Consider the following 20,367-nt stretch of genomic DNA (forward strand, 5'->3'; position numbering starts at 1 on the left):
GTCCCGGGTCCATCGTTCACGAGCGATGACCAACTCGACCGTCTGTGACCAATCCCACCGGTGCACGGGTTCTCCACCTGTGCGACCGGTGGGAGAATCGAGGGCGTCCACACCAACCCGGGTACCCGACCATCAGGGACTCGAGGCAGAAATGAGGCAGACATGTCGGATGCATCCGTTTACGGCGCCACCGCCCAGACCAGCTCGCAGGCCCCTCGCCGCGTGACTCGCGTCCACCATCTCGCGCAGTGGAAGGCCGACGGCCACAAGTGGCCGATGCTCACCGCGTACGACTTCTCCACGGCCCGCATCTTCGACGAGGCCGAGATCCCCGTTCTGTTGGTCGGCGACTCCGCCGCCAACGTCGTCTACGGGTACGACACCACGATTCCGATCACCAACGACGAGCTGATCCCCCTGGTCCGCGCCGTCGTCCGCGGCGCTCCGCACGCGCTGGTGGTGGCCGACCTTCCGTTCGGCACCTACGAGGCGAGCCCGCAGCAAGCACTCGAGACCGCCGTCCGCTTCTTCAAGGAGGGCGGCGCCCACGCGGTCAAGATTGAGGGCGGCGAACGCGTCGCGCCGCAGATCGCTGCGCTGACCGCCGCCGGAATCCCGGTGATGGGCCATGTCGGCTTCACCCCGCAGAGCGTCAACGGACTCGGCGGCTTCCGTGTTCAGGGCCGCGGCGACGCCGCCGACCAGCTGGTCGCCGACGCCATCGCCGTTCAGGAGGCGGGCGCCTTCTCGGTCGTGATGGAGATGGTCCCCGCCGACATCGCCGGGCAGATCACGCGCAAGCTCACCATCCCGACCGTCGGCATCGGCGCGGGCAACGAGACCGACGCACAGGTCCTCGTATGGCAGGACATGGCCGGCTACACCCACGGCAAGACCGCCAAGTTCGTCAAGCGTTACGCGTCGATCGGCGACGAGCTGCGCGAGGCCGCGCGCACCTACCGAGACGAGGTCACCAGCGCCTCGTTCCCCGGCCCCGAGCACTCGTACTGACCCTCCCCGTTCGGAATCGCGGCCCGCTCGATCGTCGAACGGGCCGCTTTCGTCTGCTCGGCGAGCCCGCCCGGGAATCGGACACTAGGCTGTAACCCATGCGCACCCTGTACCCGCCGATCGAGGCGTACGACTCCGGACATCTCAACGTCGGCGACGGACAGGAGATCTTTTGGGAGACGTCCGGAAATCCGGACGGCAAGCCCGTCGTCTTCGTCCACGGCGGCCCCGGCGGCGGCACCAACGCCCAGCAGCGACGGTTCTTCGACCCCGACCGCTATCGGATCGTGCTGTTCGACCAGCGCGGCTGCGGTCAGTCACGCCCGCACATCGCGGACGGCGCCGACCTTGCGGTGAACACCACATCGCATCTGATCGCCGACATGGAGGCGCTCCGCGAGCATCTCGGCATCGACACCTGGCAGGTCTTCGGCGGCTCGTGGGGTTCGACGCTCGGTCTGGCCTACGCGCAGGCCCATCCCGACCGCGTCACCGAGTTGGTGCTGCGCGGAATCTTCCTGCTGCGCCGCACCGAGATCGACTGGTACTACAACGGCGGTGCCGCGAACATCTACCCCGACCTGTGGGAGGGATACCTGGCGCCGATCCCCGCGGACCGGCGCGACGACGACCTCGTCGCCGTCTACCACGAGATCCTGACCGGGGACGACCGTGACGCCGCACAGCGCGCCGCCGTCGCCTGGACCACCTGGGAGCGGAAGACCAGCTACCTCCTGCCCCATCACGAATCAGATGAGGGCGACCGCTTCGCGACCGCGTTCGCGACCATCGAGAACCACTACTTCGTGAATCACGGCTTCCTCGACGACGGTCAGCTCCTGCAGAACATCGAGTCCATCGCGCACATCCCGGCGGTGATCGTCCAGGGTCGATACGATGTGGTCTGTCCGATGCGCAGCGCCTGGGATCTGCACCGCGCCTGGCCTTCTGCGCAACTGCACGTCGTCGACGACGCCGGTCACGCATCGTTCGAAGCCGGCATCGTCCACCATCTGGTCGAGGCGACCGATCACTTCGCAGCCACGAGGAGCTCGTAGAACATGAGTCCGTCCCATTCCATCGAGGTCGAGCTGAAGTTCGACGTCGACGCAGGTCTCCCCGCCCCCGACCTGACCGGCCTTGTCGAGGGCTCCACGGTCGGAGAGCCGGCCACCTACCTCCTGGAGGCGACCTACTTCGACACCGCGGACACGCTGCTCGCCAAGAATCGGATGACCCTGCGTCGCCGGACCGGCGGCACCGATGCCGGTTGGCACTTGAAGCGTCCGTCCTCGGTTCCCGGGGGCCGCAAGGAGACGGCAGTCGACTTCCGGGACGCCGCTGACGCCACTGCCGAGACCGAGGTTCCGGCCGAACTCCGTTCACAGGTCCTGACCGTCATCCGTTCCGCCGAGCTTGTCCCTGTCGCGACGATCACCACCGACCGGACCGTCACGACGGTGCTCGACGCCGACGGTGTCAGCCTCGCCGAGTTCTGCGAGGACGTCGTGTCCGCCGAGTCACTGCTCCCCGGGGGCGGTGTGAATCGTTGGGCCGAGTGGGAGTTCGAGCTCACCGGCGGTGACGCGAAGCTCCTCAAGCGCGCGAAGAGTGTTCTCCGCGAGGCCGGCGCGCGTGACGCATCGAGCGTGTCGAAGCTCGCCCGTGCCATCGGCACCCAGCCGCTCGACGATCTGGTGCGTGCGCTGCCGAAGAAGGCGTCCGCGCTGGGTCTGGTGCAGTACGATCTCGCCGCCCATCGCGACGCGCTCCATGCGTGGGACCCGCTCGCGCGGGAGAATGCGTACGACGCCGTCCATCAGATGCGTGTCGCTGCCCGCAAGATCCGGTCGATCTTGACGTCGTACCCGGGTGTCATCGCTCCGGAGATGGCGGCGCCGGTCGCCGACGAGCTCCGTCTCCTCGGAGAGGTCCTGGGCGACGTCCGCGACCGGGAGGTTCGCCTGGAGGCGAACGAACTCCTCTTGGCGCGTGAGGACGCTCCCGCGGACCTGGTGAAGGCCCTGATCGACGACGAACGCGTCGCCCACCAGCAGGCGTTGAAGTCGCTGCGGTACGGATTGTCGACCGCGCGCTACCTGACGCTGCTCGATGACCTGGACCGCCTCATCAACGCGCCCATCCCCGGGCCGCTCGCCCACCGACCTGCGCGCGACATCGTGTCGGATGCCGTCGGCGGCGCCTATCTGCGCATGACGAAGGCGGAGAAGAAGCTCCGCAAGTACAGCGCGTGGTCACCCGAGTGGGTGGAGCAGCTGCACACGATCCGTAAGCGCGCGAAGGCCTTGCGGTACACCGCCGAATCTGCGGCACCGCTCAATCGGAAGGCGCTGGATCGCGCCGGTACCGAGGCGAAGCGCGTGCAGACTCACCTGGGTGTCTTCAACGACACCGTCGTGAATCGCGCGCACCTCGCCGAGGTCGCCGCAAATCCCGGGCTGTCGAGTGACGCCGTCTTCGTGCTCGGCCGCATGGACGCGCATGAGGAGTCCCGCGGTCGTCGCGCCGTGAAGAAGTACCGCCGCTCCCGCTAGGCAGTGCACTGAGCCCCACTGCCCGGCCGCTCAGGCCGCGGCGGTGGGTTCGAGTGTCATCGTCCGGCGGGCGTTGGAGCGGATCGGTTCCCGGAACCGTTCCGGATGCTCCGGATCGAGCGGTGGCCGGAACCACGGGTGCCGATCGTGGCCGATGAAGACTTCCCACCCGGTCTGATGCATCACGGTGTGGTGCATCCGGCACAACAGCACGCAGTTGTCGATCGCCGTCTCGCCGCCCTCCGACCACGGAGTGCAGTGATGAGCATCAGTCCACGAAACCGGACGCCCGCACCCAGGGAACGCACATCCGCGATCCCGCGCTTCCAAGGCCTTGCGTAGTCCCGCGGTCACCAGACGATGCTCACGACCCACATCCAACGGCGCCGAATCAGCATCCATCACCACCCGACGCATCGCCGCCTCACAAACGACCAGCCCGACCGTTGCGGACGAGACCGGACCGGTGAACCCGAGCGAAGCAACCCGCGAAGCCTCCGACGGCGTGCCACTGCCCGCACTCGCAGCCTGCTCGATCGGCACGATCAACGACACGTGCGGAAGAACACCACCGGACACGGTGGGCCGGTCACGGCCTGCCAGATACTCGCGAATGATCTGCGCATGCGCGTCGGCTCGACGCTGACCGGCCGATCTCGGATCCTCAGACCCGTCGGGCTGGAGCACCGGCTTACACAACGGGTCGAGCGCCTGACTCAACTCCTCCCCCGACAACGCGTCGGTATCGAGCGACACCATCGTCCGACCATCGTCGCCGGTCACCACCGTCATCTCGTTCAACTCCGGATTCTCGGCGACCGGCACCGCGTCCGGATCGGTCTCATCGATCTCGGGTGCCCATTCGATCGCCAACTCGCGAGCCCGATGGTCCACATCCCTCGGCGTCGCCTGCGACGACAGGCGTCGCACCAAGTCAGCGCGACTCGCGTCATCGAGCGGGACCTTCTTCTCAACGAACCCGATCCCACGAGCGACCGCATCGGCCTGCTCGATCGGCACACCACCCACCCGCGCCCGACTCATCAACCCCGGCATCAACCGCGCCGCCTGCCCCACTCGGACCAAGCGTTGCGCCAATGTCGGCACCACGCCTAGGTTCTGTTACGAAAGTGGCCGATGTGGTGTCGGCGTGTCCGCGTGCATGACGGGAGGCCTCCGCGCTAACCTCGAAATTTCATCACTGAATTCGCCTGACGTGCGGATTTCATGAAGAAAGGTGCTCTGACCTGCAATAATTGTTGTTGCGAAACTCCAATTACATGCAAGGCGAGGAGCACCTTTCTGGTGAAGAACTCTACCGTGTTCTACCCGCAGATTCAGGCCACCGCCGACGGCGGCGGGATCCTCACCCACGGCGGCACCGTCCTGGCCACCCGCACCGCCGAACTCTCTGGCCTCACCGACGCGCTACGGACCGCTCTCGCACCGTGGCGTAAACCCCTCGCCACGCACGATCCAGCGAAGATCCTGTTGGATCTGGCCACCAGCTTGATCGTCGGCGGTGACTGTTTGGCCGACATCAGCATGCTCCGCGGTCGCCCCGACGTGTTCGGTCTGGTGGCTTCCGATCCGACGGTCTCACGCCTGATCACCACCCTGGCCGCCGATCCCGAGCGGGCGGTGAATGCGATCCGGACTGCTCGCGCCACTGCCCGCCAGCAGGTGTGGTCCCTGGCTGGTGATCAGGCACCCGATCATGGACGATCGGCGAAGAAGCCGTTGATCATCGACATCGATGCGACGTTGGTGACCGCCCACTCAGACAAGGAGCAGGCGAAACCAACCTATAAGCGGGGCTTCGGGTTTCATCCTTTGATGGCATTCATCGACCACGGACCCGACGGGACTGGTGAGGCCGCCGCGGCGATCCTGCGGCCCGGCAATGCGGGTTCCAATACCGCCGCCGACCACATCACGCTGACGAAGAAGATTCTCGATCAGGTCCCGGGCGCCGGGTCTCGGCCGGGCCGCTCGATCTTGATCCGCACCGACTCGGCCGGCGGCACTCACGACTTCGTCGCCTTCCTGAACCGTCGACGCTTGTCGTATTCGGTCGGCTTCCCGTTGAACGAGACGATCGGTGACCTCATCGACCAGTTGCCGAAGCAGGCGTGGACTCCGGCCTACGACCCGGATGGTGAACCCCGCAAGAATGCTGATGTTGCCGAACTGACCGGTGTCCTGGACCTGGCGGGGTGGCCGGCCGGAATGCGCGTCATCGTTCGCCGTGAGAAGCCGCATCCGGGTGCTCAACTGCGGATCACCGACCGCAATGGGTGGCGCTTGATCGCGTTCGCCACCAACACCACCGGCGGTCAGCTTGCCGATCTGGAGGTCCGCCATCGGCGGCGGGCTCGCTGCGAGGACCGTATTCGGATCGCGAAAGATACTGGCCTGACTAACCTTCCGCTGAAAGGGTTCGCGCAGAATCAGATCTGGCTCGCCCTGGTCGAGGTGGCGTGCGATCTGCTCGCCTGGACCCAAATGCTGGCATTGGCCGGTACCGCCGCCCGCCTGTGGGAACCCAAGAAACTGCGCATGCGACTGTTTGCGACCGCGGCCCGTCTGACCCGTCACGCCCGACAACTCCGGCTTCGGTACGACCGGCAGCATCCGTGGAGTGGCCTGCTCGCTGCCGGTCTCGATCAGCTGACCGCCTACCCGGCACCCGGCTGACGCGACCGCCGGGCCCTGACTTCACGAGATGACAGAACTTGCACTTCCGGTGATGTGGAACCCGGACGCACCGACGCTCGGCGGCCTTGTCGTACCCGACAGGCATAATCAGCCCGCAGCCCTCAATCCGAAACCGCACAGGCCAGGACATCACCCCGATGAAATTTCGAGGCTAACGCAGTTGGTGTCTAATCATCAACGCTCGCAGGGAGGCCTCCCATGGCCACCGTATCGGCATCAGCGCGCCATGACCTGACCGACAGGCAGTGGACGGTTCTCCAGCCGCACCTTCCAGCCCCGCCCAGACGCGGTCGACCCCGCCAATATTGCCTGCGAGCACTGATCGACGGGGTCCGCTACCGAACTCGCATCGGCTGCCCGTGGAGAGACGTTCCAGACTGTTACGGCCCGTGGTGGCGGGTGTATGCCTTGTTCACTCAATGGCAGATCGCCGGAATCTGGGCACGTATCGACGCCGAACTACGCGCTGATGCTGCCGCCTCGGAACGGCTGTCATGGCAGGTCAGCGTTGATTCGATGACGTCCAGAGCGCATGCGCACGCCGCAGGTGCTCGCGCCGACAGCCTCGAGAAGGTGCCCGACGAACCGCCCGATCACGCGCTCGGACGATCCCGCGGCGGCTGGTCGACGAAGACCCACGTGGCGATCGATCAGCATCGCGGAGTGCTCTCCTTCCGCCTGACCGCCGGGCAGTGCGGCGATAGCCCCGAGATGATTCCCGTTCTGGAAGGCATCCGGGTCTGCCGCGCCGGTCCCGGTCGGCCGAGGTCTCGTCCCGACCGGGTCCTGGCGGACAAGGCCTACTCCTCGAAGGCCAACCGGACCTGGCTGCGAACCCACCACGTCAAGGCCACGATCGCTCAACCGTCCGACCAACAGGGACATCGCAAGCGACGAGGATCGGCCGGCGGACGCCCACCGGCGTTCGACTCCGAGCGATACAAGGACCGCCATGCCGTCGAATGCGGCATCAACCAGCTAAAACAACACCGAGCCTGCGCAACCCGCTACGACAAACTCGCCGTCCGCTTCGCCGCCACCATCGAAATCGCCAGCATCAATCACTGGCTCAGACGACTTTCGTAACAGAACCTAACTGCTTCAACAATTCGACCGGACTCTTCAACCGCTTACGACGTCGGGTTCCGGCACGTTCGGCCACCTCCGTCACTTGGGACAGGGCGGTCGTGGACAGGTTCAGCACTCTCGCCAGGGACACCATCATCGCCAGGATCCGATCATCATCGGACCCGATCATCGACGGTGCCGCACACAAGCGTGCGAGCTCACCACCCGACGTGGATTCCCCTGGCGGACAGAGCGCTTCGGTCAACACAACAGCGAACTGATCGACAACATCAGCAAACACTGCTTCGGTACCAGCCATCACAATCCCCTCACCTTCACGAGACTTTCCGCGCGATCGCAGACCCGGCCACGGGATCACCGCGGGCGTCGGCGACCGCGCATCGAACTCACACACTTCCCGAAATCAGACGCACGAGCAGACCACCGCGACCACACCCCGATGCAGTCACGAAAGCAGGAGACACCGTCGCCGAGACTCGGCACTGGACCCGCATCACCCGAACCCGGAGCCTCACCCGAGACCCAGCCCGACAGGATCAACGAGCAGCCTTCCCCGCAGCTCGACGTCCCCGTCGGATTTCAGGCGAACGGTCCGCACCCGTTGCCGGCCGAACCCCGGCCGACGGCGTCCCACCTTGTGCCGTCGGACACCCACCGGCCACCCCTCCAGCTCCCACGCCCCGGAAATGGCCCGTGTCGCCTGTGCCGCGACGCGCTATGAACTTCTCAAACAACTTGAAATGACCCGCAGGCCGTCTCTGCTATTGCACATACTATGATACTCCTCACATTTGATTAGTTCAATAGTTCGATTTGCCCTGATAACGCTTCTGATATATGCAGATCGACTTGGATCAGACTATCGACAGACTCCGACATTCCAGGCTCTCGACTGCGGCCATCCCAGCCCGGGTCGGATCTCGATACACCGTTGCGGGCTTCGCTCGCAGCGGCACTCGATCACCCTGGGGGAAGACACCCGGGCCCCCACCATCCCAGCCCGGGTCGGATCTCGATACACCGTTGCGGGCTTCGCTCGCAGCGGCACTCGATCACCCTGAAGAAGACACCCGGGCCCCACCGTCCCAGCCCGTCGGCGATCTCGATACACCGTTGCGGGCTTCGCTCGCAGCGGCACTCGATCAGCCTGAGGGGGCACCAAACGCGGCACGACGCAGCGGCACTCGATCACCCTGAGGAGGCCCCGAACGCGGCCCCGCCCCCCGAGAACCGCACCTTCACATCGCCCGGAACATGACCTCCGGAACGGTCGGGTCGGCGGTCACCACTTCGGCCGTGCACGGCGAACCCGGTTCGGGAGCGTTCTCGCACGACGCGACGATCGCGGGCTCCGCGATGAACACCTCGGCCGCACGCTTGCCGTTCGGCCCCTTCAAGACCACGGCGTCGAATCGCTCGCCGATCTGGTCAGACAGCACCACGGCCTCGGTCAACGAGACACTGTCTCGCTCGGCGGTCGACGCCGCCGCGTCGGAACTGCGCATGATCTTCGGGAGCGTCGGCAGCACCTCGGTGACCCAGTCCGGCACCGGGCGACCGGCCGTCACCGCCAGCGCGACCTCCGTCGCGTACCGGTCCGACAGCCGCCGCAACGGCGCGGTCACGTGCGCGTACAACCCACCGACACCGGCATGCTCCAGCTTGTCCAGAGGCAGCGAAGCCGAATCGGCATCCAACGACAGATAGCCGGCACCGCGCATCAACCGGGCGCCGACGCTCATCAATGCGAGCGTCGTCGGTGCGTCCGGCTCCAGGGTCGCGAGGAACTCACCCGGCGACGCGCCGTCCGGCCACGCGATCTGCAGGTGCTTCGCAGCTCGGCGCAGATCATCGACCGCCTCCTCCGGCGCCGGAGGCAGGGTCCGCAGCAGACCGACGCCGGCGTCGCGCTGGATGGTGCCCGCACTCATCCCGGTCAGCAGCGACACCTGCGAATTCCACTGATCGGCCGGCGTGCGCGGAGCCAGCCGCAGCGTCCACGCGCGACCCGGCGTGTGCGGCACGATCTCCTGGTCGGGCAGGTCCAACTGCACCGAGCCCCGCGTCAGCGACCACGACAGCCGCGTCCTGCCGAAGTCGGGCAGCGCGGCCACCGACGGGTGCAGGCGGCCCGCTTCGAGGTCGGCCATCACTCCCGCGTAGTCGAGTCGAGCACGTGAGCGCACCGTCGCCCGCTCCAGGTCGACGGCCGTGCACTCCCCCTCCGCGGACACGTGCATCGTCCACAGCACCGCCGGTCGGGTCTCGTCAGCGAGCAGCGAACCCAGCCCCTCCGACAGCGCCCGCGGGTGCAACGGGACGTTCCCGTCCGGGAAGTACATGGTCTGGCCGCGCTTGTGGCTCTCCACATCGATCGGGCTGCCCGGCTCGACGAGCGCCGCGACGTCGGCGATCGCGTAGTGCACCAGGAATCCGTCACCGTCGGCGACGACGCGCAGCGCCTGATCCAGATCCTTGGAGCCCGGTGGATCGATGGTCACCAGTTCCAGATCGGTCCGATCTGCGCGGTCGGACGCGAAGCGGTCGACGACCTTCTCCGCCTGCCGTTCCGCCTCCGCCGAGAACTCGGCCTCGATTCCCATCTCACTCCGCAGGCGCGCGAAGTCGATCGCGGGCGCACTCATTCTCGGCTGCATGCCACCGACCCTATGCCCTGACCGGCGACGATGCCGTCAACGAAACTCGAATGGTCGACGGCACCACGGCCCGAGGGCAGAAGTGAAGCGAACGAGTCGGCGTGTAAGCCGGATCCTGTCCCGACCCGAAGGTCGGGGGCGACCATCCATCTGGACACACCGTCACCGGGTGCCTCAAGCGGCCGACCCGCGAGCTCGGACGAGCAGTCCTGAAACACTCGCGCACGCGCACACGGTTCTCACCGGTCCGCGCTTCGGCCTTGCTCCGGGTGGGGTTTACCGAGCCGATGCGGTCACCCGCATCGCTGGTGCGCTCTTACCGCACCGTTTCACCCTTACCCGCACGCTTTCGCGTCCGGGCGGTCTGTTCTCTGTGGCACTGTCCCGCGGGTCACCCCGGGTTGCCGTTAGCAACCACCCTGCTTCTGTGGAGTCCGGACTTTCCTCGACTCGGGCCCGTGCGATGTCTCGCCAGTTCCTCTGCCGCGGCCGCCCGGCCGACTCGTTCGCGAAGATCAGGATAGCGCCACGACACGCCCAGAACCGAATGGCTACTGCAGATGCGCCGTATCGTTCACCAGCCGGACCACCGACCCGCCGTCCGGGTAGTACTCGACGATGCAGATCGACGCGAGGTCCAGGTGCAGCCGGAACAGCAGTTCGGGGCCCACGCCCAGGGCGTCGCGGAGCATCGTCTTGATGGGCGTGACATGCGAGACGGCGAGCACGGTCCGCCCGGCGAACTCGGTGACGAGATCTGCTCGGGCCTGCACGATCCGCTCGGCGACCTGCGCGAAGCTCTCCCCGCCCGGCGGCGGCACGTCGACGTCGCGCAACCAACGGCGGTGGAGCTCCGGGTCCCGCTGAGACGCTTCACGAAACGTGAGGCCCTCCCACTCGCCGAAGTCGGTCTCGATGAGGCCGTCGAAGCGCCGCACCGACATCCCCAACGCGTCGGCGGCGGCCTCCGCGGTGGCCGTGGCGCGCGCAAGCGGCGAGGCGACGACCGCGTCGACGGTCCCGAGCGCACCCGCAGCGATCCGTCGCGCAGCCGCAGCGGCCTGCTCGTGTCCCAGATCGGTCAACTCCGGGTTACCGCGCCCCGAGTAGCGACGCTCCACCGACAGAGCGGTCTGCCCGTGCCGCAGCAGCACGATCCGCGTCGGGTCGGCCATCTGCCCCTGCCAGCTGGGCGCCTTGGCACTCATTCCGCAGCCGCGGGCTTCGGCAGACCCGATTGGTCGGTGCGCACCATGACGGCCCCGCACTCCTCGCAGAAGAGCACCTCGTCCTCGTCGGTGGTGGCGATGCGGCTCAGGGTCCGCGGATCCATCTCCATCCGGCACGCACCGCAACGACGCTGCCGGACCAGCCCGGCACCGACCTTCCCCTGGCCGCGCAGCCGCTCATAGACCGCGACCAGCGCATCGTCGATCTCGCCGACCGCCGCCGCGCGCTTAGCCTCCAGATCTTCGACCCTCTGATCGACGGCGACGCCCGCGGCGTCGCGCTTCGTGGTGAGTTCCAACTGCTGCTCGGTGAGGTGCAGCAGGGACGCCTCGGTGCGCTGCACCTCAGAGTCGGTGGCTTCCTGCTGCTCCATCACCTCGAGCAGCTCCGTCTCCAGCACCTCGGCCCGACGACTCAGTCCGTCCACCTCGCGCTGCAGTTCGCTGAGCACCTTGTGGCTCACCAGGCCGGCGTCGATCGTCTCCTGATCGTGTCGGAGCTGCTTCGACGTGCCCGACAGTTCCGCGTCGACGCGGTCGTACTCGGCCTGCAGGTTGTCGACCGCGACCTGGGCCTTCGCACGGTCGTCGCGCACCGTCTCGAGCTGTTCGGCGAGCTTCGTCAGCTCGGCGTCCTCGGGCAGATTCCGCCGCTCATGACCGGCTTTGGCGATGGCGGCGTCGAGGTCTGCGACGTCGAGCAGACGTCGCTGCTGTGCGTTCGGAACCTTCATCAGGGGCGCTCCTTCGGTCCGGCGACCACGGTGAACGGGTCGGTCGGTTCGTGGAAAATGGTTGCTCGGCAACCGATCTCAGTCAGGATATCGGCGACGGTCGCGCACCACGGGAACTCCGTGCCCCAGTGTCCGGCGTCCACGAGGGACGGGGCGCCGTCGCGCAGTGATTCGTCGACGATGTGGTGGCGCAGATCGCCGGTCAGGTACACGTCCGCGCCCGAGGCGGTGGCCGCTCCGATCAGCGAGTCCCCGGCACCACCGCAGACCGCCACCGTCTCGATCCGCCCGGCCGGGTCTCCGGCACCACGGATCGGCCACTCCGCGCGCGGCAGCACCCGACCCGCGTGGGCGACGAACTCGGCGAAGGTCATCTGCTCCGGCAGGCGGCCGACGCGGCCGAGGCCGATGTCGCTGTGCACACCGGCCTGTTCGAAGACGTCGAAGGCCGGTTCCTCGTACGGGTGCGCGGCCCGCAGCGCGGCCAGCACCGGTTCGCGGATGCGGTGCGGTGCCACCATCTCGATGCGCTGTTCGTCGACGCGGGTCAGCGCGCCGATCGCACCGATCGCGGGCGCGGCGCCGTCGACCGGCAGGAACTGTCCGGTCCCGACGACGCTCCACTGGCAGTTGCGGTAGTCGCCGAGGCTGCCGGCTCCCGCCTGGAACATCGCCTCGCTGACCTGCTCCGCATTGCCCTCCGGAACCATCACCACCCATTTGTCGAGGGCGTCGACGGGTTCAGGCGCCAGCGGCACGGTGTCGAGAAGGCCCAGCGCATCGGCGAGCGCATCGGAGACGCCGCGGCGCGCCTTGTCGGCGTTGGTGTGCGCCGCGAACAGGCCGCACTCGGCACGGATCAGCCGATGCAGGATCCGCCCCTTCGGGGTGTTCGCGGCGACGGTCGTCGCGCCGCGCATCAACAGCGGGTGGTGCGCGACGATCAACTGCGCGCCGTCGGCGAGCGCCTGGTCGACGACCGAATCGGTCACGTCGACGCACACGAGCACCTTCTCCGCGGGTTCGTCGGGGTCGCCGCACACCAGGCCGACGGCGTCCCACGATTCCGCCAGCCGCGGCGGGTAGGCGGCGTCCAGGTGGTCGATCACTTCGCGCAGGCGCGGGCTCATCGGCCCTCACTCTCCTTCTGGTGCTGACTGGATCCGGTCATCACATCTTGCATCGCTTCGACGAGGGCGTCGGTCAGATCCGGCGTTCGCACCGCGATCCGCAGGTGGTCCGATCCCAGCCCGACGAAGTTGGCACAGCTGCGGATCCCGAAGCCCCGCGCCCGCAGTCGTGCCTTCACGCCCAAACCGTCCGGCACCCGGATCAGGACGTACGACGCGGCCGGCGGCACCGCGGGTTCCACCCCAATATCGGCGAGCCTGCGAACCAGGTATTCGCGATCGGCCGCCACCTGGCGCGCCTGCTGCTGTGCATACGACCGTCCTTCGTCCGACACGCACGCGGCCAGCGCGGTGAGCGCGAGAGTTCCCAGCGGCCAGTGCCGCCGACCGCGGACCAGTTGCTCGATGACTGCCGGAGCGGCCAGCAGGTACCCCACCCGCAACCCCGCGAGCGCGAACGTCTTGGTCACCGACCGGATGACGACCAGATCCGGTGCACTCACCGACGCCATCGACTGCGGCTCGTCGGCCGCCGTCACCGCATCCAGGGTGACGTCGGCGAACGCCTCGTCGATCACCACCGTCCGCCCCGGCCGCCGCAGCCGGTCGATCTCGGCGCGCGTGTGCAGGACCGACGTCGGATTGGTGGGATTCCCCACCACCACGAGGTCGGCGTCGTCCGGGATCGCCGCGTCGCCCAGACGCCACGGCGCGGCGAGCACCACCTGCGTGATGCGCGCCCCGGTCGCACGCAGCACACGTTCGGGTTCGGTGAACGACGGTTGGATCAGTGCGACGTGCCGGGGCCGAAGTCTCGCGAGCAGTTCGAACCCTTCGGCGGCTCCGCCCAGCAGGAGGACTTCCGAGTCGTCCCGGCCGTGCAGTCGGGCCGCCGATCGCGTCGCGGCGGTCGTATCGGCGGCGCTCGGATAGGCCGCCAGGTCGCCGATCCGTTCGGTCAGCGCCCGCGTCAGGAAGCTCGGAGGACCTGGCCGGACGTTGACCGCAAAATCTCGGAGCCCGAGTTCCGCATCCTCGTCGCCATGCCGGTCCGGATCGAAGAGGTCACCCGATTCCGACCGCGGATTCGCAGCGCTCGATCCCCTGGTCTCCGCGCTCGATTTCATGCTCGTCAACACTACGTGCACGATGAATCGCGTGAGCCTCGCCCTCGACCCCACCACCGCGCTGCTGTTCGACCTCGACGGCACCATCACCGACAGCTACGACGGCATCACCCGGTCGTACGTCCACGCCTTCACCGAGATCGGCGTGGAACCTCCGTCGGCCGAGGCCCTGCGCGGGGTCGTCGGACCGCCGCTGCGGGTGTCGATGCGTCAGTTCGGGCTCACCGACGATCAGGTGTCGGCTGCGATCGCCGCCTACCGGGAGCGGTACCTGAGTGTCGGCTGGCTGGAGAACCGGGTCTTCGACGGCATGGCCGATCTCCTCGCGGACCTCGCACTTTCTGGCCGGACCATGGCGATCACCACGAGTAAGGACGAGGCGATCGCGCGGCGGATCGTCGATAATTTCGGTTTGACCCGGTACTTCGCAGTCGTCGCGGGCGCCGGAGACGACGGCACACGCCCGACAAAAGCAGACGTCATCGCTCATGCGCTCGGGGTACTACAGTCGACGGTGAACCCATCGCAGGCCGTGATGATCGGAGACCGCTCGCACGACGTCGAGGGCGCCGCAGCCCATGGCATTCCGACGATCGGCGTGAGGTGGGGGTACGCACTTCCCGGTGAGCTCGAGACCGCTCAGGCGCAGGTACCTGGCGCAGCAGGAGCGGCCGGGATGGGCACTGCACAAGCCGAATGGATCGTCGACTCGGTCCAGCGATTGCGTGAGGAGCTCGGTGTCTGACAACTCGCCCCGCAAGCTGCACGTCTGCTTCGTCTGCTCGGGCAATATCTGCCGATCGCCGATGGCGGAGTCCATCTTCGCCTCCGCGATCGACGACGCCGGGCTGTCGGACCGGGTTCGCGTCACCAGTGCCGGGACCGGCGGCTGGCACGTCGGAGAACCCGCCGACAATCGAGCACGCACCGAGCTGCTGGCGCACGGCTACTCAGATCGGCACGTCGCCGCTCAGCTGACGCCCGACCATCTCTCGGCCGACCTGCTTGTCGCCGCCGACACCGGACACGTCGCCGAATTGGAGCGCAAACGCCTCGGCGACCGGGTCCGCCTGCTCCGCAGCTTCGACCCGAACGCCGACGGCACCGACGTCCCCGACCCGTTCTACGGGGGTCAGGCCGACTTCACACTCGTCCGCGAACAGATCGAAGCCGCAGTTCCCGGCCTTCTGGCGTGGGTGCACGCGACCCTCGCCGACCGCGCCTGACCGGTCGACGCCGCGCAGTCAGTAACCTGGAGGCGTGCGTGTGCTCAAGACCTTTCTGCGCCCGGGCTGGCTGCTGCTCGGCGTGTTCGTGGTCGCCTTCGCAGCGGCGTGCTTCGTCATCCTCGCGCCCTGGCAGCTCGGCAAGAACACCGACACCGAGCACCGCAACGATCTGATTCGCAGCGCCGAGACCACCGCCCCCGTCCCGATCGACGAGCTCGCCCCTCCCGGCCGTGCCTTCGACACCGACACCGAATGGCGCGAGGTCACCGTCACCGGCCGGTTCCTGGACGGTGAGCAGGTCCTGATCCGGCTCCGCAGTGCGGGCGAACGCCCATCGGTGGAGGTCGTGACCCCGTTCGCCGTCGCAGACTCCAATCGGGTCGTCTTCATCAACCGCGGTTACGTGCGGCCCGGCGACGGCAACAAGGTCGACATCGCCCCGACGCCGACGAACGTCGTCACCGTGACCGGTCGACTCCGCAAGACCGAGTCCACGAGTCCGGGCAAGGGCCCGCGGGTCGAGAACGGCGTGCAGACCGCGTACACGATCGACACCCGCACGCTCGGCCCCGTCACCGGCCATCCGAGCGAGGGCTTCTACCTGCAGCTCTCCCCCGGCCAGACGGGGTCGCTCGGCGAGATCGAACTGCCGCAGCTCGAGTCCGGCCCGTACCTCTCCTACGGCCTGCAGTGGCTGGCGTTCGGCGTCATGGTGCCGCTCGGCGCCGCGTACTTCATCTACTCCGAGGTCAAGGCGCGACGCCGCAAGAAGGAACTGGCCGAGGAGGCCGGCGTCGCCCCCGAGCCGCCCGTGAAGGACCGCGACCGGATCCGCAATCAACTCCGCGGTGCGGGCATCGCCTCCGGCAACGACCTCAGCGCCAAGGAGACTGCCGAAATCGGCGGCGGCGCGTCCGGCGGCTCCGGCGACGTCAAGGACAAGTTGGCGCAGCGCTACGGGAAGTAGCGAGCGCCCACCGCGCGGCGACGGCACTCGCCGCCGTGAGCATCTGCACCCGCCGCGACAGTCGGACGGCCGCCCGCAGATCCGATGCGGTCGGCGCCCGCCCCGTGCCGAGGCGCGGTCGTTCCTCGACGCCGTACGCGTACACCGTCCGCCCACCGAGTTCGATATCGAGGGCACCCGCGAACGCCGCTTCCACAACGCCCGCGTTGGGGCTCGGATGCTTCCCCGCGTCCCGGCGCACGGCCTCCCGGACGGCGCGCGGTCGCCCGGCCACCGCGGCTACGGCCAATGCCGTCACCCGCGCCGGAACCAGGTTCGCGGCGTCGTCGATCCGCGCGGCCGCCCACCCGAAGTTCCGGTAGCGATCCGAGCGGTACCCGACCATCGCATCGAGCGTGTTGACCGCGCGGTAGGCGAGCACCCCGGTCGGACCGGCGACAGCTCCGAAGACCAACGGGCCGATCGCGGCGTCCGACGTGTTCTCGGCGATCGACTCGACGGCCGCTCGACAGATGCCCGCTTCGTCGAGCAGGTTCGGGTCGCGCGCGACCAGCCCGGAGACGAGCCGCCGAGCCTCCTCCACATCACCGGCGTCGAGGGCGTCGGCGATGTCCTCGCCGACCCGGCACAGTGACGTCCCGCCGAGCGCCGCGAACGTGGCCGCCGCCGTGCCCACCGCACCGCCCCGTCGCAGCACCGCGCCCACCGCGGCCGCCACGCCGATCCAGCCCGCCGCGAAGGCCGCGCCCGCACCGCGCGCATCCGCATAGACCCGCCGCTCCGACGCGGCGACGGCGCTGCCGAACACCGCCACGGGATGCCCTCGCTGAGGGTCGGCGAACACCGCGTCCGCGACCGCTCCCGCAGCCAGTCCGACGGCTTCCGACCTTCTGCTCCGCATCCGCTGATCGTATCGACGGCGGCCCGCCCGATTAAGATCGGCTCCGATGGCCACCGCACGTCCCGAACCAGAAGCCGGCTCCTTCGAGATCTCCACCGGCACCGCCGAACTCGCCTCCGACCGCGAGGGCGGCTGGCTGCTGTCGGTCAACGGCGTGCAGAGCAGTCACATCGCGCCCGATCGCCCCGATCTCCTCGACTTCGAGTACATGCGGCAGGCCGTCGCCGCCGTCGAAGATCAGTGGGCCGACCGGTCGACGCGATTGCGCGTCCTGCACCTCGGGGCCGCCGCCTGCGCGCTGCCCCGGTACCTCGCCAACGCCTATCCCGAGTCGCGGCACGTCGCCGTCGAGATCGACGCCGAGCTCGCCCGCCTGGCCCGCGAGTGGTTCGACCTCCCCCGCGCGCCGCGCCTCCGGATCCGGGTGGGCGACGCCCGCGAGGTCGTCGAGAGTCTGACGCCCGAGACGCGCGACGTGGTGATCCGCGACGCCTTCGCCGAGAGCCTCACCCCGGAACACCTGAAGACCGTCGAGTTCACCGAAGCGGTCCGACGCGTCCTCGCCCCGGGCGGCCTGTACATCGCGAACTGCGGTGATCGCCGCAACCTCCTCTCGGTCCGCAGCGAGGTCGCGACCGTCGCCTCGGTCTTCGCGAACATCGAACTCATCGCCGATCCGTCGATGTTCAAGGGGCGGCGCAGCGGTAACATCGTCGTCGTCGCCTCCGACGGACCGCTCCCCGACTCCGCAGACCTGGAACGACGACTCCGCTCCGATCCCGAGCCCGCCCGACTGATGGCCGACGCCGCCGCCCGCGCTTTCGGGTCGGGTCCGGTGCTCCGCGACGCGAATTGAACCCAGCGTGGCCGTAATCCTGGTCACAGTTCCCGTCCCACGGCAGAGTACGAGTCCTGCGGGTGTGGCTGAGCGGCAAGGCAACGGTCTGCAAAACCGTCCGACGCGGGTTCGAATCCTGCCATCCGCTCCACGCCATCGCGACTCACCCACACCGTGGTCGTCGCGAACCGGCCCGAAGACTGACATCGCTCCGCCACGCCGCTGAGCAGAAGAACGCCGCGAGGCGGCGGGTTCGAAACCCGCCGCCCCACGATCTGGATGTAGTCGCCGACTCCGTGCCGTCGCCGACTACTTGTCTTCGTCGCCGACCAGCTTCTCGGCGATCTCGTTCGCCTTGTCCTTGACCTTCTCGATGCCCTTGTGCACCGCGGAGGAAGCCTGATCCGCCTTGCCCTCGTTCTTCAGATCCTCATCGCCGAAGGCAGCGCCCGCGCTCTCCTTGGCTCGACCCTTCAGTTCCTCGGCCTTGTTCTCGAACTTGTCCTGAGCACCCATGATGTCGGTCCTTTCGTTCAACGATTCTCGAATGTCGAGCAGTTGCTCGTAGTGGGCGGGTCTCTCGACTCCCCCGGGAGCCGAAGCGACTCAGCGTGCCTGGGCGGCCGCAGCCTTCTCGGTCGACTCCCGCTGACCTGCGATGGAGCCGTCTTCATCCTCGAGATGGGCGCGGACGAACCACTGGAACTTCTCCAGCTCGCCGGTCTCACCGATAAGCAGGTCCTCGGAGACGGGATCGATCTCGCCGAGTGCGGCGATCGCTCCGCGGTTGCTCGCGATCACCCCGTCGTAGACCTTGTTGAGGGCGGCGAGATGCGCGTTGGTGGTGTCCCGAAGCAGCGCGTAATCGTCCCAGTCCCGATCGGCGACCACGTCGCCGACTCGTCCTCGAGGCGAGGCTCCCATCGCCGCGATGCGCTCCGCGATCTCGTCCGCGTAGCCGCGGACCAGTTCGACCTGCGGGTCGATCATCTCGTGTACCGCGATGAACGACCGCCCCACCACATTCCAATGAATGTGCTTCAGGGTCAGGTGCAAGTCGTTGTACGCGGACAGTCGCTTCTGGAGGATCGCGACGACCGTTTCGGTGTCGCTCGCACTGAGTCCGGGAACGCTGAATGTGGTCATCTAACCGTCAACTCCTTCTGCTCTCATGCGGGGCGGAGCGTGTGCCCCGACTTCTCAAACCTTACACAAGACCCTCTATTTGTCTAATGTTTGTGACGACAGGGTACTTTCCCCTGGGAGGTGATGACGTGACTGCTGGATTGCGCATCGGGCAGGTGGCCCGAACTGTGGGCATCCCGACGACCACGCTGCGCGCCTGGGAGCAGCGGTACGGCATCGTGACGCCGATCCGTTCCGAGTCGTCGGGCTACCGCTCGTACACGGCAAGCGACGTAGACCGCCTCCGACACATGAGAGCCCTCGTCGAATCCGGCGTGCCCCCGAACCGAGCTGCCGGCATCGTCGCTGCGAGCAGACCGTTCGCAGGCTACGCGTCCTCGACCGTCGTACCGGGCGTGCACGACGCCCTGATTCGGGCCGGTCACTACTTCGACGATTCGGCACTCACCGCGATCCTCGACGAGGCGTTCTCGGCAGGCGCCCCGGAGGACGTCATCGAGCACTGGTTGCTCCCGAGCCTGAACGCGGTCGGTATCGCCTGGCAGAAGGGCCAGTTGTCGGTGGCCGCCGAGCACTTCGTGGCCGCCGCCGTCATGCGCAGACTCGGCTCGCTGTTCGACGCGGCACCGTCCGGTAGGCCCCGGGTCGTCGTCGGCCTTCCACCGCACTGCCACCACGAGATCCCGGCGCTTGCCTTCTCGGTGTGCCTGCGGCGGCGCGGCCTCGACGTTCTGTACGCGGGCGCCGACATCCCACTGGAGAGCTGGTCCCGTCTCGCCGCCGAGTGGGCCCCGCGCATCGTGGTCACTGTGGCGACCATGCTCGACGACGTCGCCCAGGTCGACGCCACTCGAGACGCTCTGCACGCGGCCGGGGTCCCAGCCTTCTATGTCGGGGGCGCGTACGCGGCACGGACGTCGTCCACGATCGCGCTGCCGCTGTCGATGACCTCGGCGGCCGAGGTCATCGTCCAAGCAGCCTCAGTGAACGGGTGGGTGTGACTGCGACCGGACGACCGCCCACCGACCGAGGCCGG

The 20,367-nt window shown here is 67.8% G+C and carries 20 protein-coding genes, 1 tRNA gene and 1 other RNA gene; 11 read left to right on the forward strand and 11 right to left on the reverse strand.

Annotation, left to right across the window (positions count from 1 at the left end; translation table 11 throughout):
• Positions 1-162 precede the first annotated feature (162 nt).
• The 3 genes from panB (at position 163) to ACH46_RS12865 (ending at position 3,566) form a co-directional block, all read left to right on the forward strand.
• Entirely contained in the window at positions 163-1,011 is an 849-nt protein-coding gene (gene panB, locus ACH46_RS12855; RefSeq protein WP_062393278.1) for a 3-methyl-2-oxobutanoate hydroxymethyltransferase, read from the forward strand.
• A 98-nt stretch (positions 1,012-1,109) separates the two neighbouring features.
• On the forward strand, positions 1,110-2,069 hold the full coding sequence (gene pip, locus ACH46_RS12860) for a prolyl aminopeptidase (protein WP_062393279.1): 960 nt from the start codon (positions 1,110-1,112) through the stop codon (positions 2,067-2,069).
• 3 nt (positions 2,070-2,072) lie between these two features.
• The gene (locus tag ACH46_RS12865; RefSeq protein ID WP_062393280.1) at positions 2,073-3,566 is read left to right on the forward strand and encodes a CYTH and CHAD domain-containing protein; all 1,494 of its coding nucleotides are present in this window, start codon (positions 2,073-2,075) and stop codon (positions 3,564-3,566) included.
• 30 nt (positions 3,567-3,596) lie between these two features.
• On the opposite strand, the gene ACH46_RS12870 is transcribed toward ACH46_RS12865, so the two are convergent.
• Positions 3,597-4,676 (reverse strand): HNH endonuclease signature motif containing protein, encoded by a 1,080-nt coding sequence (locus ACH46_RS12870; protein WP_226995615.1) that lies wholly within the window; start codon positions 4,674-4,676, stop codon positions 3,597-3,599.
• A gap of 195 nt (positions 4,677-4,871) precedes the next feature.
• On the opposite strand from ACH46_RS12870, the gene ACH46_RS12875 reads away from it, so the two are divergent.
• Together ACH46_RS12875 and ACH46_RS12880 are read left to right on the forward strand one after the other, a co-directional pair.
• Positions 4,872-6,263 (forward strand): IS1380 family transposase, encoded by a 1,392-nt coding sequence (locus ACH46_RS12875; RefSeq protein ID WP_062393282.1) that lies wholly within the window; start codon positions 4,872-4,874, stop codon positions 6,261-6,263.
• Between the two features lie 219 nt (positions 6,264-6,482).
• Positions 6,483-7,370 carry an IS5 family transposase gene (locus ACH46_RS12880; protein ID WP_082399649.1) on the forward strand — a complete coding sequence of 296 codons (888 nt, stop codon included), beginning with the start codon at positions 6,483-6,485 and terminating at the stop codon, positions 7,368-7,370.
• On the opposite strand, the gene ACH46_RS21300 is transcribed toward ACH46_RS12880, so the two are convergent.
• From ACH46_RS21300 to cobC, 7 genes are all read right to left on the reverse strand, one after another.
• Positions 7,354-7,671: a hypothetical protein gene (locus tag ACH46_RS21300; RefSeq protein WP_157851050.1), complete on the reverse strand. Its 318-nt coding sequence runs from the start codon at positions 7,669-7,671 to the stop codon at positions 7,354-7,356. The genes ACH46_RS12880 and ACH46_RS21300 overlap by 17 nt on opposite strands.
• Positions 7,672-8,611: 940 nt before the next feature.
• On the reverse strand, positions 8,612-10,030 hold the full coding sequence (locus ACH46_RS12885; protein WP_062393283.1) for an RNB domain-containing ribonuclease: 1,419 nt from the start codon (positions 10,028-10,030) through the stop codon (positions 8,612-8,614).
• A gap of 88 nt (positions 10,031-10,118) precedes the next feature.
• Positions 10,119-10,535: RNase P RNA component class A (gene rnpB / locus ACH46_RS12890), an RNA gene on the reverse strand.
• Between the two features lie 46 nt (positions 10,536-10,581).
• Complete coding sequence (locus ACH46_RS12895; protein ID WP_062393284.1) at positions 10,582-11,238, reverse strand: histidine phosphatase family protein; 657 nt, start codon at positions 11,236-11,238, stop codon at positions 10,582-10,584.
• A complete protein-coding gene (locus ACH46_RS12900) occupies positions 11,235-11,993 on the reverse strand; it encodes a zinc ribbon domain-containing protein (protein ID WP_062393285.1) in 759 nt (252 codons plus the stop codon). Before ACH46_RS12900 ends, ACH46_RS12895 begins: the two co-directional genes overlap by 4 nt.
• Positions 11,993-13,123 carry a Nif3-like dinuclear metal center hexameric protein gene (locus ACH46_RS12905; RefSeq protein ID WP_062393286.1) on the reverse strand — a complete coding sequence of 377 codons (1,131 nt, stop codon included), beginning with the start codon at positions 13,121-13,123 and terminating at the stop codon, positions 11,993-11,995. The genes ACH46_RS12900 and ACH46_RS12905 overlap by 1 nt, the downstream gene beginning before the upstream one ends.
• Positions 13,120-14,250 (reverse strand): Rv2231c family pyridoxal phosphate-dependent protein CobC, encoded by a 1,131-nt coding sequence (gene cobC, locus ACH46_RS12910; protein WP_062393287.1) that lies wholly within the window; start codon positions 14,248-14,250, stop codon positions 13,120-13,122. Before cobC ends, ACH46_RS12905 begins: the two co-directional genes overlap by 4 nt.
• Positions 14,251-14,272: 22 nt before the next feature.
• On the opposite strand from cobC, the gene ACH46_RS12915 reads away from it, so the two are divergent.
• Genes ACH46_RS12915 through ACH46_RS12925 form a run of 3 tightly spaced genes read left to right on the forward strand, consistent with a single transcriptional unit; the run spans position 14,273 to position 16,446 of the window.
• Complete coding sequence (locus ACH46_RS12915; RefSeq protein ID WP_062395394.1) at positions 14,273-14,995, forward strand: HAD hydrolase-like protein; 723 nt, start codon at positions 14,273-14,275, stop codon at positions 14,993-14,995.
• Positions 14,988-15,476: a low molecular weight protein-tyrosine-phosphatase gene (locus ACH46_RS12920; RefSeq protein ID WP_062393288.1), complete on the forward strand. Its 489-nt coding sequence runs from the start codon at positions 14,988-14,990 to the stop codon at positions 15,474-15,476. Before ACH46_RS12915 ends, ACH46_RS12920 begins: the two co-directional genes overlap by 8 nt.
• A gap of 34 nt (positions 15,477-15,510) precedes the next feature.
• Positions 15,511-16,446: an SURF1 family cytochrome oxidase biogenesis protein gene (locus tag ACH46_RS12925; protein ID WP_062393289.1), complete on the forward strand. Its 936-nt coding sequence runs from the start codon at positions 15,511-15,513 to the stop codon at positions 16,444-16,446.
• On the opposite strand, the gene ACH46_RS12930 is transcribed toward ACH46_RS12925, so the two are convergent.
• Complete coding sequence (locus ACH46_RS12930; protein ID WP_062393290.1) at positions 16,412-17,347, reverse strand: cobalamin biosynthesis protein; 936 nt, start codon at positions 17,345-17,347, stop codon at positions 16,412-16,414. The two genes, ACH46_RS12925 and ACH46_RS12930, sit on opposite strands and share 35 nt — an antisense overlap.
• A gap of 46 nt (positions 17,348-17,393) precedes the next feature.
• Between ACH46_RS12930 and ACH46_RS12935 the strand changes: the two genes are divergently transcribed.
• Positions 17,394-18,203: a spermidine synthase gene (locus ACH46_RS12935; protein ID WP_062393291.1), complete on the forward strand. Its 810-nt coding sequence runs from the start codon at positions 17,394-17,396 to the stop codon at positions 18,201-18,203.
• Between the two features lie 58 nt (positions 18,204-18,261).
• Positions 18,262-18,336, forward strand: a tRNA-Cys gene (locus tag ACH46_RS12940).
• Between the two features lie 158 nt (positions 18,337-18,494).
• Here ACH46_RS12940 and ACH46_RS12945 read toward each other — a convergent pair.
• Together ACH46_RS12945 and ACH46_RS12950 are read right to left on the reverse strand one after the other, a co-directional pair.
• Positions 18,495-18,701 carry a CsbD family protein gene (locus ACH46_RS12945; RefSeq protein ID WP_062393292.1) on the reverse strand — a complete coding sequence of 69 codons (207 nt, stop codon included), beginning with the start codon at positions 18,699-18,701 and terminating at the stop codon, positions 18,495-18,497.
• A gap of 90 nt (positions 18,702-18,791) precedes the next feature.
• A complete protein-coding gene (locus ACH46_RS12950; protein WP_062393293.1) occupies positions 18,792-19,331 on the reverse strand; it encodes a Dps family protein in 540 nt (179 codons plus the stop codon).
• A gap of 128 nt (positions 19,332-19,459) precedes the next feature.
• Here ACH46_RS12950 and ACH46_RS12955 point away from each other — a divergent pair, with 128 nt between their 5' ends.
• Positions 19,460-20,332 carry a MerR family transcriptional regulator gene (locus tag ACH46_RS12955; RefSeq protein ID WP_162234641.1) on the forward strand — a complete coding sequence of 291 codons (873 nt, stop codon included), beginning with the start codon at positions 19,460-19,462 and terminating at the stop codon, positions 20,330-20,332.
• Positions 20,333-20,367: the final 35 nt, after the last annotated feature.

It is taken from the genome of Gordonia phthalatica (assembly GCF_001305675.1).
Taxonomy (GTDB): Bacteria; Actinomycetota; Actinomycetes; order Mycobacteriales; family Mycobacteriaceae; genus Gordonia; species Gordonia phthalatica.

Coding starts and splice junctions, on each gene's coding strand:
- panB (WP_062393278.1), top strand. CDS start 163: ATGTCGGATGCATCCGTTTACGGCGCCACCGCCCAGACCAGCTCGCAG.
- pip (WP_062393279.1), top strand. CDS start 1,110: ATGCGCACCCTGTACCCGCCGATCGAGGCGTACGACTCCGGACATCTC.
- ACH46_RS12865 (WP_062393280.1), top strand. CDS start 2,073: ATGAGTCCGTCCCATTCCATCGAGGTCGAGCTGAAGTTCGACGTCGAC.
- ACH46_RS12880 (WP_082399649.1), top strand. CDS start 6,483: ATGGCCACCGTATCGGCATCAGCGCGCCATGACCTGACCGACAGGCAG.
- ACH46_RS21300 (WP_157851050.1), bottom strand. CDS start 7,671: ATGGCTGGTACCGAAGCAGTGTTTGCTGATGTTGTCGATCAGTTCGCT.
- ACH46_RS12885 (WP_062393283.1), bottom strand. CDS start 10,030: ATGCAGCCGAGAATGAGTGCGCCCGCGATCGACTTCGCGCGCCTGCGG.
- ACH46_RS12895 (WP_062393284.1), bottom strand. CDS start 11,238: ATGAGTGCCAAGGCGCCCAGCTGGCAGGGGCAGATGGCCGACCCGACG.
- ACH46_RS12900 (WP_062393285.1), bottom strand. CDS start 11,993: ATGAAGGTTCCGAACGCACAGCAGCGACGTCTGCTCGACGTCGCAGAC.
- ACH46_RS12905 (WP_062393286.1), bottom strand. CDS start 13,123: ATGAGCCCGCGCCTGCGCGAAGTGATCGACCACCTGGACGCCGCCTAC.
- cobC (WP_062393287.1), bottom strand. CDS start 14,250: ATGAAATCGAGCGCGGAGACCAGGGGATCGAGCGCTGCGAATCCGCGG.
- ACH46_RS12915 (WP_062395394.1), top strand. CDS start 14,273: ATGAATCGCGTGAGCCTCGCCCTCGACCCCACCACCGCGCTGCTGTTC.
- ACH46_RS12930 (WP_062393290.1), bottom strand. CDS start 17,347: ATGCGGAGCAGAAGGTCGGAAGCCGTCGGACTGGCTGCGGGAGCGGTC.
- ACH46_RS12935 (WP_062393291.1), top strand. CDS start 17,394: ATGGCCACCGCACGTCCCGAACCAGAAGCCGGCTCCTTCGAGATCTCC.
- ACH46_RS12945 (WP_062393292.1), bottom strand. CDS start 18,701: ATGGGTGCTCAGGACAAGTTCGAGAACAAGGCCGAGGAACTGAAGGGT.
- ACH46_RS12950 (WP_062393293.1), bottom strand. CDS start 19,331: ATGACCACATTCAGCGTTCCCGGACTCAGTGCGAGCGACACCGAAACG.